General features: G+C 66.4%; 10 protein-coding genes. 6 read left to right on the forward strand and 4 right to left on the reverse strand.

Annotation, left to right across the window (positions count from 1 at the left end; genetic code table 11):
* Positions 1-77 precede the first annotated feature (77 nt).
* Complete coding sequence (gene glmU / locus JJC00_RS20400; protein WP_200467760.1) at positions 78-1445, forward strand: bifunctional UDP-N-acetylglucosamine diphosphorylase/glucosamine-1-phosphate N-acetyltransferase GlmU; 1368 nt, start codon at positions 78-80, stop codon at positions 1443-1445.
* A 6-nt stretch (positions 1446-1451) separates the two neighbouring features.
* Here glmU and JJC00_RS20405 read toward each other — a convergent pair whose 3' ends face one another.
* Positions 1452-1682 carry a hypothetical protein gene (locus tag JJC00_RS20405; RefSeq protein ID WP_200467761.1) on the reverse strand — a complete coding sequence of 77 codons (231 nt, stop codon included), beginning with the start codon at positions 1680-1682 and terminating at the stop codon, positions 1452-1454.
* 220 nt (positions 1683-1902) lie between these two features.
* Here JJC00_RS20405 and glmS point away from each other — a divergent pair, with 220 nt between their 5' ends.
* The 3 genes from glmS to JJC00_RS20420 all read left to right on the forward strand — a co-directional run bounded on the left by glmS (position 1903) and on the right by JJC00_RS20420 (position 5570).
* On the forward strand, positions 1903-3729 hold the full coding sequence (gene glmS / locus JJC00_RS20410; RefSeq protein WP_200467762.1) for a glutamine--fructose-6-phosphate transaminase (isomerizing): 1827 nt from the start codon (positions 1903-1905) through the stop codon (positions 3727-3729).
* Between the two features lie 79 nt (positions 3730-3808).
* On the forward strand, positions 3809-4579 hold the full coding sequence (locus JJC00_RS20415) for a DUF502 domain-containing protein (protein ID WP_200467763.1): 771 nt from the start codon (positions 3809-3811) through the stop codon (positions 4577-4579).
* Positions 4580-4712: 133 nt separating this feature from the next.
* Entirely contained in the window at positions 4713-5570 is an 858-nt protein-coding gene (locus tag JJC00_RS20420) for an NAD(P)-dependent oxidoreductase (protein ID WP_200474175.1), read from the forward strand.
* A 15-nt stretch (positions 5571-5585) separates the two neighbouring features.
* On the opposite strand, the gene recG is transcribed toward JJC00_RS20420, so the two are convergent.
* Entirely contained in the window at positions 5586-7694 is a 2109-nt protein-coding gene (gene recG / locus JJC00_RS20425) for an ATP-dependent DNA helicase RecG (RefSeq protein ID WP_200467764.1), read from the reverse strand.
* A 185-nt stretch (positions 7695-7879) separates the two neighbouring features.
* On the opposite strand from recG, the gene JJC00_RS20430 reads away from it, so the two are divergent.
* Positions 7880-8170 (forward strand): succinate dehydrogenase assembly factor 2, encoded by a 291-nt coding sequence (locus tag JJC00_RS20430; RefSeq protein ID WP_200467765.1) that lies wholly within the window; start codon positions 7880-7882, stop codon positions 8168-8170.
* On the forward strand, positions 8167-11685 hold the full coding sequence (mfd, locus tag JJC00_RS20435; protein WP_200467766.1) for a transcription-repair coupling factor: 3519 nt from the start codon (positions 8167-8169) through the stop codon (positions 11683-11685). Before JJC00_RS20430 ends, mfd begins: the two co-directional genes overlap by 4 nt.
* 107 nt (positions 11686-11792) lie before the next feature.
* Here the strand turns inward: mfd and JJC00_RS20440 are convergent, their stop codons facing one another.
* Both JJC00_RS20440 and JJC00_RS20445 read right to left on the reverse strand, forming a co-directional pair.
* A complete protein-coding gene (locus JJC00_RS20440; protein ID WP_200467767.1) occupies positions 11793-13016 on the reverse strand; it encodes a GGDEF domain-containing protein in 1224 nt (407 codons plus the stop codon).
* 85 nt (positions 13017-13101) lie between these two features.
* Positions 13102-14604, reverse strand: a complete 1503-nt coding sequence (locus tag JJC00_RS20445; RefSeq protein WP_200467768.1) for a class I adenylate-forming enzyme family protein — start codon at positions 14602-14604, stop codon at positions 13102-13104.
* Positions 14605-14606: the final 2 nt, after the last annotated feature.

Consider the following 14606-nt stretch of genomic DNA (forward strand, 5'->3'; position numbering starts at 1 on the left):
AGGCAGCCAGCTTAGGCGACATCGGCTTGTCGCCCGTCGATGTGATGATCGATTCGGCCGTATTTGACAGGATTGCAATGACCGCCCGCTCAAGCCTCACGATCGTGCTCGCCGCCGGCGAAGGCACGCGCATGCGATCCAGCCTGCCGAAAGTGCTGCATCCCGTAGCTTCCCAGACGCTGCTTGCCCATGTGCTCGGTGCCGCGCCGCGCGGAACCGGCACGGCGCTTGCGGTCGTGATCGGCCCCGATCACCAGGCGGTCGCGGACGAGGCAAAGCGGATCCGCTCCGACGCGCTCGTCTTCGTGCAGGCCGAGCGGCTGGGCACCGCGCATGCGGTGCTGGCGGCGCGGGAGGCGATTGCGCGCGGCGTGGACGATGTCCTGATCGCGTTCGGCGATACGCCGCTGATCTCGGCCGAGACTTTTGCGCGGCTCCGGGCGCCGCTCGCGAAAGGAGCTGCGATTGCCGCACTCGGCTTTCGCGCGGCGGACCCGACCGGCTATGGCCGCTTCATCGTCGAGGGCAACCGCCTGGTCGCGATCCGCGAGCACGCCGACGCCAGCGCGGACGAGCGCAAGATCGATCTGTGCAATGCCGGCGTGATGGCGATCGATGGCCGCCGCGCGTTCGCGATCCTGGACAAAATAGGCAATGCGAATTCCAAGGGCGAATACTACCTGACCGATGCGGTCGGCGTTGTCAGTGACAATGGATGGGAGTCCGTGGTGATCGAAACCAGCGAGGACGAAGTGCGCGGCATCAACACCAAGGCCCAGCTTGCCGAGGCTGAGGGCGTCATGCAGGCACGGCTGCGCAAGACTGCGATGGAGGCCGGCGTCACGCTGATCGCCCCTGAAACGGTCTATCTTGCTGCCGACACCGTGTTCGGCAAGGACGTCACCATCGAGCCGTTCGTGGTGATCGGACCGGGCGTGTCGATCGCCGACGGCACCGTGATCCATTCCTTCTCGCATCTTGTCGAGACCACGCTCGGCAAGAACGTGTCGATCGGTCCCTATGCGCGGCTGCGCCCCGGCACCTCGCTCGGCGACGGCGCGCGCATCGGAAATTTCGTGGAGACCAAGGCCGCGACGCTCGAGGCCGGCGTCAAGGTCAACCATCTCTCCTACATTGGCGACGCCACCGTCGGCGCCAATTCCAACATCGGCGCCGGCACCATCACCTGCAACTACGACGGCTTCAAGAAGCACAAGACGGTGATCGGGCAGGGCGCCTTCGTCGGGACCAACTCGTCGCTGGTCGCGCCGGTGAAGATCGGCAACGGCGCCTATATCGGCTCAGGCTCGGTGATCACGCGCGACGTGCCCGACGATGCGATGGCGCTGGAGCGCAACCAGCAGACCATTCGCGAAGGCGGCGCGGCGCGCTACCGCGAGCTGAAGACCAGCGGCAAGAAGGTCGAGAAGACGCCCGAGAAATGAGCGGCGCTAGTCGTCGTCGGCGACTTCCGAGAACATCGCGCGCGTCAGGCGCCAGCCGCGCGACCTGGCGCGCTTTGCCGGTTCGCCGGCCGCCTGTGTGAGGAGGACAGGTTTGCTTTCCTTGCCTCGGTCCAGGCTGCGCTGGGGCGGCGGCCAATGCGCGAGACGCGTGCCGCTGGTCTCGCTGGCGAGCAGATACGTCGGTGGCAGACCCTTGCGGTCGGACGTGGCTTTCATGGCCTTGATCTCCGAGGGTAGAATCGTTGGCCAAATTTGTTGACAACGAGTTAATCCGCGCGGTTAAAGGCCGGCCACATCGACACAGGCGAAGCTCGACGTCGCCGGATGCTGTCGCAATCCGTCATAATTATTGAGTAACTGGGTCCTTAGGAACTTCGCTAAAAGCCGAGCGCGTCGTTTAGGCGATTTTTCGACGATTTGGGGGATATTGATCCGCATGTGCGGGATTGTCGGCATTCTCGGGCGCGAGCCGGTTGCAGAGCAATTGGTGGATTCGCTCAAACGCCTCGAATATCGCGGCTACGATTCCGCGGGCGTCGCCACGCTCGAAGGCAAGCATCTCGAGCGCCGGCGCGCCGAGGGCAAGCTGAAGAATCTTGAGAAGCGGCTGGAGGCCGAGCCCTTGAAGGGCACGACCGGCATCGGTCACACCCGCTGGGCCACCCACGGCAAGCCGACCGTCAACAATGCCCATCCGCATGCGACCGAGCGCGTCGCTGTCGTCCATAACGGCATCATCGAGAATTTCCGCGAGCTGCGCGAGGAACTCGAAAAGAACGGCACGGTGTTCCACACCGAGACCGACACCGAGATCGTGTTGCACCTGGTCGACGATCTCTTGACGCGCGGCAACAAGCCGGTGGAAGCAGTGAAGCTGACCCTGGCGCGCTTGCGCGGCGCCTTCGCGCTCGGCTTCATCTTCGCCGGCGATGACGATCTGATGATCGGCGCCCGCAACGGTCCGCCGCTGGCGATCGGTTATGGCGACGGCGAGATGTATCTCGGCTCGGACGCGATCGCGCTCGGCCCGTTCACCGACACGATCAGCTATCTCGAGGACGGCGACTGGGTCGTGCTGACCCACAAGAGCGCTGACATCTTCGACAAGGACGGCCAGGCCGTCGCGCGCGACAAGATCAAGCACGCCGCCTCGACCTCGCTGGTCGACAAGGCGAACTACCGCCACTTCATGGCAAAGGAGATCCACGAACAGCCGGAAGTGGTCGGCCACACGCTGGCGCGCTATGTCGACATGGCGACCGAGCGCGTCTCGCTGCCGGTCAAGCTGCCGTTCGACTTCAAGGATATCCAGCGCATCAACATCACGGCTTGCGGCACTGCGAGCTATGCCGGCATCGTTGCAAAATACTGGTTCGAGCGCTTTGCGCGTCTGCCGGTCGAGGTCGATGTCGCATCCGAATTCCGCTACCGCGAAGCGCCGCTGCGCAAGGGCGATCTCGCGATCTTCATCTCGCAATCCGGCGAGACCGCCGACACCCTGGCGGCACTTCGCTACGCCAAGGCCGAGGGCGCGCACACGATCGCGGTCGTCAACGTGCCGACCTCGACCATCGCGCGCGAGAGCGAAACCGTGCTGCAGACGCTGGCCGGCCCCGAGATCGGTGTCGCCTCGACCAAGGCCTTCACCTGCCAGCTCATGGTGCTGGCGAACCTGGCGATTGCGGCCGGCAAGGCTAGAGGCGAATTGTCCGTCGAGGACGAGACCAAGCTCGTCCACGGCCTGGTCGAGATCCCGCGCCTGATGGCGGACGCGCTCACCTCCGAGCCCCAGATCGAAAAGCTCGCGCACAGAATCGCAAAATCCCGTGACGTGCTCTATCTCGGCCGCGGCACCAGCTTCCCGCTGGCGCTCGAAGGCGCGCTGAAGCTGAAAGAAATCTCCTACATCCACGCCGAGGGCTACGCCGCCGGCGAGCTCAAACATGGCCCGATCGCGCTGATCGACGAGACCATGCCGGTCGTCGTCATAGCGCCTTATGATCGGGTGTTCGAGAAAACCGTCTCCAACATGCAGGAGGTCGCCGCCCGTGGCGGCAACATCATCCTGATGACCGACGCCAAGGGCGCGGCGGAGGCGACGGTGGATTCGCTCGTCACCATCGTGATGCCGGACATGGCGGCGGCGTTCACGCCGATGGTCTATTCGATCCCGGTGCAGCTGCTCGCCTATCATACGGCGGTGGTGATGGGGACCGACGTCGACCAGCCGCGCAATCTCGCGAAATCCGTGACAGTGGAATAGGCAAAAGGGACCAGGCCGCGCTCTTCCAAAACCTGCTAGAAGCCCCTAGCTTGACCGAAGCGACCGACCTGGAACCCGAATGACCGCCCGCGACGACGCGCCTGCGCCTCTTGATCCCGCCCCGGAACCGCATACCGGCCTGATCGGCCGTTTCCGCAATTATTTCCTGACCGGGCTGGTCGTCACCGGTCCGATTGCGATCACGCTGTACCTGGTCTGGTGGTTCGTCACCTGGGTCGACGGCGTGGTGCGGCCATTCGTGCCGCTGGCCTATCGGCCGGAAACCTATCTGCCCTATGGCGTTCCCGGCTGGGGACTAATTGTCGCATTCTTCACGCTGACGCTGGTCGGCTTCCTCGCGGCGAACCTGATCGGCCGCACCCTGGTCGATGTCGGCGAGACCTTTCTCGGCCGGATTCCGGCGGTGCGTGCGATCTATCGCGGCCTCAAGCAGGTGTTCGAGACGCTGTTCTCGGGCAAGGGCTCGAGCTTCCGCAAAGTCGGGCTCGTCGAGTTTCCGTCGCCCGGCATGTGGTCGATCGTGCTGATCTCGCAATCGCCGAACGAGGAGGTCGCGCGCAGCCTGCCGGGACAGGAGGAACACGTCTCGGTGTTTCTGCCGTGCTCGCCGAACCCGACCACCGGCTTCTTCTTCTATGTGCCCAAGAGCAAGATCGTCGAGGTCGACCTCAGCGCCGAAGATGCCGCAACGCTGATCATGTCGGCCGGTGTGGTGCAGCCCGGCGCAGCGCCGGATCCGAAGAAGGCAGCCGCGCTCGCCGGCATGGCCAATGCCGCGCGCATTGCCAATGCCTCCGCGCTCCGGCCCGAGCCTGCGAAGGCGGAGTAGCGCTATTCCGCGGCGGGATGGCTGCGGATCGCGCGGGCGTTTGCGTCCTCTGCTAATGTTCCGGTCGAACTGAGTGCCAACGCTCGGAATTCGAACTGGAGTGCCCCCGATGTCCAAGTCGATGTCAAAGTCGATGTCCAAAACCATTGCGATCCTCGCGCCCGGTGCCATGGGCAGCGCGGTGGCCCGCCGCCTGAGCGACAACGGTGCGCGCGTGCTGACGTCGTTGAAGGGACGCAGCGAGGCGACGCTGAAACGGGCGGCGGATGCCGGCATGGTCGGCGCCGAGGACGACGCGATCGCGGACGCCGACATCATCCTCTCGATCGTGCCGCCGGGCGAGGCGGTGGCGCTGGCCGAGCGGCTCGCCGCGTCGATTGTGAAGCGAGCAAAGAAGCCGGTCGTGGTCGACTGCAACGCCGTCAATGTCGACACGGTGAAGCGGATCGAGGAGATCATCGGCTCGGCGCAGGCGCCCTTCGTCGATGGCGGCATCATCGGCTTCCCGCCGCAGCCGGGCGGCAAGAGCCCGGCGTTCTACATGTCAGGCGAACATGCCAAGGATGTCGCGGTGCTCAGGGATTTCGGGCTCGACTTGCGCATCGTCGAAGGCCCGGTGGGTGCGGCCTCTGCGCTCAAGATGTCCTACGCCGGCATTGTCAAAGGTCTCGCCGGGATCGGCTCGGCCATGGTGGCCGCGGCGACCAAGGCGGGGGCCGCGGATGCGCTGCGCGACGAGCTCGCGCTCAGCCAGCCCGCGATCCTGGCGCGGCTCGAGGTCGCGCTGCCCGACATGATCCCGAAGGCCTATCGCTGGGTCGCGGAGATGCAGGAGATTTCCGGCTTTCTCGGGCCGGATCATCCGGCAAGCCAGATCTACCAAGGTTTTGCCAAATGGTTCGAGCATCTGGCCGGTGACGCAAAGGGCGAGGCCGTCGATGCGTCGCTATTGAAGGCGTTCGCTGCCAATATCGGGAAGAAAAAAGCCTGATTACGGGAGAGCCGGTCAACCCGCCCCGATCAGCGGGATCGCCTCGTCGCGCTCGTAGAGATACAACAGGCAGCGCAGCGCCTCGCCGCGCTCGCCCTTCAGCTTCGGATCGTCTTTCATGATGCGCAGTGCCTCGTCACGGGCCTGCGTGATGAGCTGGCCGTGCACCTCCGAGCGCGCGATGCGATAGCCGGGCAGGCCGCTCTGGCGGACGCCGAGCACATCGCCTTCGCCGCGCAATTTCAGATCCTCTTCGGCGATACGAAATCCGTCGGTGGTCTCGCGGATCACCTTCAGCCGCGCCTTCGACATTTCGCCGAGCGGTTCGCTGTAGAGCAAAATGCAGGTCGAAGCCTCCGAGCCGCGCCCGATGCGGCCGCGCAGCTGGTGCAGCTGGGCGAGGCCGAAGCGTTCGGCATTCTCGATCACCATGATGGTGGCGGCCGGCACGTCGACGCCGACCTCGACCACGGTGGTCGCGACCAGAAGCCCGATCTCGTGCGCGGCGAACTGGCCCATCACGCGATCCTTCTCGGTGCCTTTCATCTGGCCGTGGACGAGGCCGACGCGATCTCCAAAGCGCTTCTGCAGGCTCTCGAAGCGTTTGGTCGCGTTGGTGAGATGCTCGGTGCCCTCGGCCTCGGATTCCTCGACCAGCGGACAGATCCAGTACACCAGCTTGCCGGATACGAGCGCGCGGCCGATGCCGTCCATGACCTCACCGAGCCGGCTCATGGCGACGGCGCGGGTGTCGATCGGTTGCCGGCCGGCGGGCTTTTCGCGGAGCTCGCTGATGTCCATGTCGCCGAAATAGGTCAGCACCAGCGTGCGCGGGATCGGCGTGGCGCTTAGCACCAGCACGTCGACGGCTTCGCCCTTCGAGGTCAGCGCCAGCCGCTCGCGCACACCAAAACGGTGCTGCTCGTCGACGATGGCGAGCGCGAGGTCACGGAAGATCACGTCATCCTGAATCAGTGCGTGGGTACCGACCAGGAGGTCGATCTCGCCGGCTTCGAGTTGCGCCAACAACTCGCGCCGCTCCTTGCCCTTTTCGCGGCCGGTGAGGATGGCGACCCGCATGCCGGCGCGCTCGGCGAGCGGCGCGATGGTCTTGATGTGCTGGCGCGCCAGGATCTCCGTCGGGGCCATCAGCGCGGCCTGCTTGCCGACCTCGGCAACGGCCGCGGCTGCCAGTAGCGCGACCACGGTCTTGCCGGAGCCGACGTCGCCCTGGAGCAGGCGCAGCATGCGCACGGGCTGCTGCAGGTCCTCGGCGATGGCAGCCGCAGCGTTGCGCTGTGACAGCGTGAGCGCATAGGGCAGGGCATCGATGATCTTGTTGCGCAAATGCCCATCGCCGGCATTGCGCACGCCCGCAGGCCGGCGCAGCTGCGCGCGGATCAGCGCGAGCGCGAGCTGGCCGGCGAGCAGCTCGTCGAAGGCGAGACGGGACCAGAAGCGCTGATCGGGCAGGATGTCCGTGAGCTCGACCGGCTGATGCACGCGGTTGAGCGCCTCCGCGATCGGCGGGAAATTGCAGCGGCGCAGCACGTCCGGGCTGATCCATTCCGGCAGGGCCGGCAACTTCTGCAGCGCCTGTGCGACCGCGCGGCGGAGCGAGCCGAGCGCGAGACCCTCGGTAAGCGGATAGACCGGGTCGATCCCCGAGAGCTTTGCGATCGCTTCCTCGTCCAGCACGCGGTCGGGATGCACGATCTGCGAGATGCCATCATACATCTGCAGCGTGCCGGAGACGTAGCGCTTCTCGCCGACAGGCAGCAGCTTTTCGACATAGCCGGGCTTGGCGCGGAAGAAGGTCAGCACGACGTCGCCGGTGTCGTCGCTGGCATAGACCAGATACGGCGCGCGGGAATTACGCGGCGGAGGCGGGCGGTGGCGGTCGACGGTGACCTCCAGCGTCACCATGGTTCCCTGCACCGCGTCGCGGATCTTCGGCCGCGCCCGGCGGTCGATCACCTGGCTCGGCAGATGCAGCAGCAGATCCACCAGCCGCGGCGTCTCGTTGCGGCTGAGCAGATATTGCAACAGCTTGTCCTGCTTCGGACCGACGCCGGGCAGGCTGGTCACGGGAGCAAACAGCGGATTGAGCAGGCTGGGGCGCATGGACGCGAATCTAGGATCGTTTCGGCTCGTCATGCCCGGCTTTATCGCGGGCATCCACGTCTTTTTTCGTAGCCCTTTGCGCGGGTGCGGCCATGCCAAATCGAGGGCTGACACGGCAGGTCCGAGTGGCTATATCACCCCGGCCCGGCACGTCCGGGCTTTCGGCGTTTGACTGGATTTGAGACATGACGGGAACGACACGATCGAGCAATGGGCTGGACGACCGCCGCAAGCGGTTGCTGTTCCGCTGCTGGCACCGCGGCACGCGCGAGATGGACCTGATCCTCGGCCGCTTCGCGGATGCCGAGATCGCCAATCTCTCCGACGCCGAGCTGATCGAGCTCGAGACCGTGCTCGAGGTCAACGATCCCGACCTCTACGCCGCCATCACCGGTGACAAGGTGCTGCCAGCTGATGTCACCGGCGCGTTGTTTGCCCGGATCAAGGCCTATCCGATCGCGGACCGCGACGTATGAAACCGGGAATGAAATCTCCGGCCGAGCTGCTTGCGCCCGGCCGCGCGCTGACGCTTGCCAATGTCGCGGAAGGCGCCGAAGGCCTTGTGATCTCGGACTTGGCGCGCGCCATCGCGGCACGGCCGAAGAAGCCGGCCGTCAGCCTTGCCGTGGTCTGCCGCGACGGGGCTCGGATGCAGCAGCTCGAACGCGCGCTGCAATTCTTCGCGCCCGATCTGCCGGTGCTGACGTTTCCGGCCTGGGACTGCCAGCCCTATGACCGCGTCTCGCCGCATGGCGGCATTCTGGCGCAACGCCTGACCACGCTGGCGCGGCTGGCCTCGCTCACCGGGAGCGACAAGCCGCTGATCGTGCTGACCACGGTGAACGCCGTGGTGCAGCGCGTGCCCGCGCGCGAGCTGGTCGCGGCGCAGGCACTGTCGGTTGCGCCGGGCAATGTCGTGCCGATGGACACCATCATCGCCTGGCTCGAGCACAACGGCTACAACCGCTCCTCGACCGTGCGCGAGCCCGGCGAATATGCCGTGCGCGGCGGCATTCTGGACCTGTTTCCGGCGGGCCTCGAGCAGCCGGTCCGGTTCGACTTCTTCGGCGACAGCCTGGAATCGATCCGCACCTTCGACGCCGAGACCCAGCGCACGCTGCTCGACATGCGCGCGCTCAATCTGGTGCCGATCTCGGAATTCCAGCTCGTCACCGACACCATCCGCCGCTTCCGCATGGGCTATGTCGCCGAGTTCGGCGCACCCGAGCGTGACGATGCGCTGTACGAGGCCGTCAGCGAAGGCCGCCGCCATCCCGGCATGGAGCATTGGCTGCCGCTGTTCCAGGACCGGATGGACACGCTGTTCGACTATCTGCAAGGGTCCGCCGTCGCCATCGAGCCCCAGGCCGAGGACGCCGTCCGCGAGCGCTTCAAGCAGATCCAGGACTATTACGAGGCCCGCCGCGATGCGATGGAGCATCCCGGCGGCGGCGCGATCTACAAGCCGTTGCCGCCTGACCGGCTTTATTTCACCGAGGAAGAATGGACCAGGCGCCTCGCCGACGTCCCGCTGGCCCGGTTGACGCAGTTCTCCGTGCCGGCCGATGGCACGAGCATTGTCGATGCCGGCGCGCGCAAGGGCCGCGATTTCGCACCCGAGCGCAACGACACCACCGTCAACGTGTTCGAGTCCGTCGTCAGCCACGTGATGGCGCTGCATGCGAGCCGCAAGAAGGTCGTGATCGCGCTGTGGAGCGAAGGCTCGCGCGATCGCATGACCTCGATGCTGCGCGACCACAAGCTGGCCCACACCACCAGCGTCAACAGCTGGCGCACGGTGCAGGCCACGCCACGCAACGAGACCATGCTCGCCGTGCTCGGCCTCGAAAGCGGTTTCGAGACTGACGAGATCGCGCTGATCAGCGAGCAGGACATCCTGGGCGACCGCCTGGTGCGCCCGCGCAAGGCGAGCCGCAAGCTCGACAATTTCATCTCCGAGGTGACGAGCCTTGCCGCGGGCGACATCGTCGTCCACGTCGATCACGGCATCGGCCGCTTCGTCGGCCTGCAGACGCTGGACGTCGCCGGCGCGCCGCATGACTGTCTCGAGCTGCATTACGCCGCCGAGACAAAGCTGTTCCTGCCGGTCGAGAACATCGAGCTGTTGTCGCGCTACGGCTCCGACCAGACCACGGTCGAGCTGGATCGTCTTGGTGGTTCCGGCTGGCAGACCCGCAAGGCAAAACTCAAGAACCGCATCCGCGAGATCGCGGGCGAGCTGATCAAGATCGCCGCCGCGCGCCATCTGCATGAGGCACCCAAGCTGATGGTGCAGCCGGGCGTCTACGACGAATTCTGTGCGCGCTTCCCTTATGACGAGACCGAGGACCAGCTCGGCGCCATCGAATCCACCCTGAAGGATCTCGAGCTCGGGCGTCCGATGGATCGGCTGATCTGCGGCGACGTCGGCTTTGGCAAGACGGAAGTGGCGCTGCGCGCGGCCTTCGCCGTCGCGCTCGACGGCAGGCAGGTCGCGATCGTGGTGCCGACCACGCTCTTGGCGCGCCAGCACTACAGGACCTTTACCGAGCGCTTCAAGGGCTTCCCGGTGAACGTGGCGCAGGCCTCGCGCCTGGTCCCGACCAAGCAGCTCAACGAGGTCAAGAAGGGCATTGCCGACGGCTCGGTCGACATCGTCGTCGGCACCCATGCGCTGCTCGGCAAGGCGATCAAGTTCCGCGATCTCGGCCTCGTCATCGTCGACGAGGAGCAGCATTTTGGCGTCACGCACAAGGAGCGGCTGAAGGCACTTCGCGCCGAGGTGCATGTGCTGACGTTGTCGGCGACGCCGATTCCGCGCACGCTGCAGCTGGCGCTGACCGGTGTCCGCGAGCTCTCGATCATTGCCTCGCCCCCGGTCGATCGTCTCGCGGTCCGTACCTTCGTGGCCCCGCACGATCCGCTGATGATCCGCGAGGCGCTGCTGCGCGAGCGCTATCGCGGCGGCCAGGCATTCTACGTGGTGCCGCGCATCGACGACCTCGCCGAGGTCAAGGACTTCCTCGACAAGAACGTGCCGGAGATGAAGGTCGCGGTCGCGCACGGGCAGATGCCGCCCGCGGTGATCGAAGACATCATGACCGCGTTCTACGACGGCAAGTTCGACATCCTGCTGTCGACCACCATCGTGGAATCCGGCCTTGACATTCCCAACGCCAACACGCTGATCGTGCACCGCGCCGACATGTTTGGCCTCGCGCAGCTCTACCAGCTCCGCGGCCGCGTCGGCCGCTCCAAGCTGCGGGCCTATGCGCTGTTCACGCTGCCGGCGCAGCAGAAGATCACGGCGCAGGCCGAACGCAGGCTCACCGTGCTGCAATCGCTGGAGACGCTGGGCGCAGGCTTCCAGCTCGCTTCGCACGACCTCGACATTCGCGGCGCCGGCAATCTGCTCGGCGAAGAGCAGTCCGGCCACATCAAGGAGGTCGGCTTCGAGCTCTATCAGTCGATGCTGGAGGAGGCGATCGTCAACCTCAAGGCCGGCGTCTCCGAGCCTGCCGCCGACCGCTGGTCACCGACCATCACCATCGGGATGCCCGTGCTCATTCCCGAGGATTATGTCGGCGATCTCTCGGTGCGGCTGTCGCTGTACCGGCGGCTGGCCGATCTCGACAGCGAGGAGGAGATCGAGAATTTTGGCGCCGAGATGCGCGACCGCTTCGGCGTGCTGCCGGACGAGGTGCGCTATCTCTTCAAGGTCGCCGCGATCAAGGCATTCTGCCGCCAGGCCAATGTCGGGAAGATCGATGCCGGCCCGAAGGGCGCGGTCATCAGCTTCCGCGACAATTCCTTCGCCCATCCCGAGCGTCTGGTGACCTTCATCCGCAGCTACGGCCAGGCAGCGAAGGTGCGCCCCGACATGAAGGTGGTGTTCCTGCAGGACTGGGAGACGCCGGAAGAGCGCCTCGCCGGCACAACCGAGATCATGCGCCAGCTGGCGCAGCTCGCGCAGAAAAAGAAGGCGGCGTAGGCAAGGTGCCGTAGGGTGGATTAGCCGAAGGCGTAATCCACCTCTTTTGTCACTGCGGATGCGAACAGTGGTGGGTTACGCCTTCGGCTAACCCACCCTACGAAACCTTACGACGCCGCCCTCGACGCGTCGGCTGACAGCCGCCCGAGCAGCGACCTTGCCGTATCCGACGTCGACAGCGAATCCACGCTGACGACGGGATCGCTGCGCATCTCGTGCTTGCCGTTCGATGTGTGCTTCATCACCGCCGACAAACGGCGGGCGATCATATGGGCCGTGCGGAAATCGGTCTCGGCAAACACCACGATCACCGAGCCGTCTTTCTGCGCGACACCAAAGTCCATCTGCCGCATCAGACGGCTGAGGATGCGCGCGGCATCCAGTTGCGCGCGGGGATTGCCGGGATCGAAGGCGAAGCGCGCCACCGACAGGCCACCGCCGCGGGCAAGCGTCTGCTCGACCGCCTTGGCAAAATCACGGGCGAAGGCTTCGACCGTCAACAGGCCGCTGCGCGGGTCGAGCCAGCCGCCGGCGTCGATCGAGCGCAGCGTGCGGCTCAATTGCGCTTCCATCGCGTGCTGGCGGATCAAAGGCAGCGCGTTGGCGGCGACCTTCGCGGGCTCGCCTGCGATCAGTTCGAGATTGGGCAGGTCGTAGCTCTGGGTAAGCTGGTGCGCGGTGACGACCACGGGCAGGTTGCGGAAGCGCGTATCCTCCGCGAGCACCGTGAGGAAGGCGTCGGTGACGCGCGGGGTGAAACCGTCCGAGAGCACGACGCCGTCGATGTCGCGGGTGTTGAGATGTTTTGCGGCGGCCTCGATCGAGAGCGCGCCGACCACGCCGGTGCGCTCGCCGAGTGCGACGGAGAGGGCAGGATAAGCCGCGCCGCGGCCGATCAAGAGCACGATGGCATCGCGCACCGGATCGGTCTCCGGCAGCGCGACCTTCACCTCCGGCAGCCGGCGCAGCACCGTGGCATGCAGCGTGCGGACGCGGATCGCGGCGCGCAAGCGTGCGATCAGGCGTTCGGCAGTCCCACTGCGCGAGGCGAAGGGCAGCGCGTTGTGAGGCAGCGGGCCTTGCGCATCCAGCGCGACCAGCGGGAGATAGAGCGGCTGATCGGCGATCTTCTTGGCGAGCAAAGCCATATGCGGCTCGTGCCCGCCGGACATCGCGGCAAGGACGGCGGCCGGCTGAACCTGCTCGACAGCGCGCGCCGCGCTCGCCCAATCGCTGTCGACGACGGGAAAGAGACGGGCCTCGTCCAGCGCCGCCATGAAGGCGGGGCGCTCGGCGTTGGACACAAACAGGATCGGGCCCGCCTGGGACATTCGGAAACTCTGATCACGCAATTGATGCTGCGCAATCTAGTCCGGCCGCCTTAATGCAGCGTCAATGCTTCAGGCGAAGCTGGGGTCAAACCGGTCCGGAGCGGTCGCGAAAAGCCTCGACCATCAGGGGGTTAAGGCCAAGCTCGCTGAGCGCCTCGCGGGCGCGGGTATTGTCCTGGGCCCGGCCGGCCAGCCGGTGGCCCGAGAGGCGGTCGGGCAGGGCCGTCAGCAGCGCGCCCTGGCCGAGCCGGCGCGCCCATTCCTGGAGGTCGTTGGAGAGGAAGCGATAGCCACCGACCGCCATGATGCCGGAGGGCGGCGCGGTGATGCAGATCGCGCCGTTGGCGCGGTCGATCCGCGCGGCATAGCCGGTGTCGACATAGTCGCGCGGCGGCTGTGCCGTCAGCGTCTCGCCGACCGGCTGCGGCGGCGCGTAGGCCGCGATCGGCACCATCGGGCCGCGCAGGCCGAGCGTGCCCTTGGGGGTCAGCAGAATTTCGCCGGCGATCGAGGAGCCGGCTTGCTCGCGCGGGGCGCCATGCGGTCCGGGCATCACCGCCACCGGCATGCCGTCCTCGCCGCGCCGGGCGCCGAACAGCCCGGCCTCGCCGAACAGATAGACGTCCGTGAGCGGCGCATGCGGCGCGATCCAGGCTTCGCTTGCGGCCACCTGCTCGGGCGCGCGCCAGAGCCCGATGACGTTGCGCAAGGTCGGCATCCGCGCCCCTAGACCGGAATCGCCAAGCCGCAGCGCGAGCTGTGCCGGCGCGATCAGCACGTCGCAGGCGTGCTCGTTGATCTGCTGCTCCAGCACCTCGCTCTCGAACGGATGGTGCAGCGCCAGCGTGCCGCCGCAGAGCAGCCACACGGCGAGCGAGGAGGCGAGGCCCGCAAAGGACATCGGCGCGAACGCCGACATCACGGTCGCGCCTTGCTGGATGTCGGCTTCCAGCGACATTGCGAGGCCGCCCGCGATCAGGCTGAAATGCGGCCGCGGCACCGGGCGAAAGCCCTCCGCCGTGACGTCGAAGGAGATCATCGCCGCCTTGCGACCGTCCTGGATCACGGCGCGCGTGGTGCCGGCCGGGCGCGCGAGCACCTCGTCGAGCGAGGCCATGCCCTCCGGCAAATCAGCGCCGAAGCCGAAGACGTGGCGGATCGAGAAGGCCTCGGCGGCTGCGTGCATCGCGAGGTCGGAATAGCTGACGCCGTCGACCTTGCTCATGGTGACAATGGCGCGCGCCGCGGTGCGGTTGAGCGCGGCCGCCAGCTCCGCCTGCCGCCACAGCAGCGGCAGCACGGCAACCACGAGGCCGGCGCGATGGGCGGCGAGCACCGTCAGCACGAACTCGACCGTCGCCGGCAACTGGATCGCGATCACCGAATTGGCCGGCAGGCCCGATTCGACGAAATGCGCCGACAGCGCATCGATGGCGGTGTCGGCCTCGGCGTAAGTCAGCCGCCGCGGCTGGTGGCCGGTGATGCGGGATTTGTTGAGAGGATCGAGCAGAGCGGGCGCGTGCGGCTGCCGCATCAGCGTCCGCTGGAACAGCGTGTCGAGCGTCGGCGATACGGCTGGCTGGTTCACGG

This window comes from Bradyrhizobium diazoefficiens, from assembly GCF_016616885.1.
Lineage (GTDB): Bacteria > Pseudomonadota > Alphaproteobacteria > Rhizobiales > Xanthobacteraceae > Bradyrhizobium > Bradyrhizobium diazoefficiens_F.

Excerpts from the sequence above, each read along its gene's own strand:
- glmU (WP_200467760.1), top strand. The coding sequence starts at position 78 with ATGACCGCCCGCTCAAGCCTCACGATCGTGCTCGCCGCCGGCGAAGGC.
- JJC00_RS20405 (WP_200467761.1), bottom strand. The coding sequence starts at position 1,682 with ATGAAAGCCACGTCCGACCGCAAGGGTCTGCCACCGACGTATCTGCTC.
- glmS (WP_200467762.1), top strand. The coding sequence starts at position 1,903 with ATGTGCGGGATTGTCGGCATTCTCGGGCGCGAGCCGGTTGCAGAGCAA.
- JJC00_RS20415 (WP_200467763.1), top strand. The coding sequence starts at position 3,809 with ATGACCGCCCGCGACGACGCGCCTGCGCCTCTTGATCCCGCCCCGGAA.
- JJC00_RS20420 (WP_200474175.1), top strand. The coding sequence starts at position 4,713 with ATGTCCAAAACCATTGCGATCCTCGCGCCCGGTGCCATGGGCAGCGCG.
- recG (WP_200467764.1), bottom strand. The coding sequence starts at position 7,694 with ATGCGCCCCAGCCTGCTCAATCCGCTGTTTGCTCCCGTGACCAGCCTG.
- JJC00_RS20430 (WP_200467765.1), top strand. The coding sequence starts at position 7,880 with ATGACGGGAACGACACGATCGAGCAATGGGCTGGACGACCGCCGCAAG.
- mfd (WP_200467766.1), top strand. The coding sequence starts at position 8,167 with ATGAAACCGGGAATGAAATCTCCGGCCGAGCTGCTTGCGCCCGGCCGC.
- JJC00_RS20440 (WP_200467767.1), bottom strand. The coding sequence starts at position 13,016 with ATGTCCCAGGCGGGCCCGATCCTGTTTGTGTCCAACGCCGAGCGCCCC.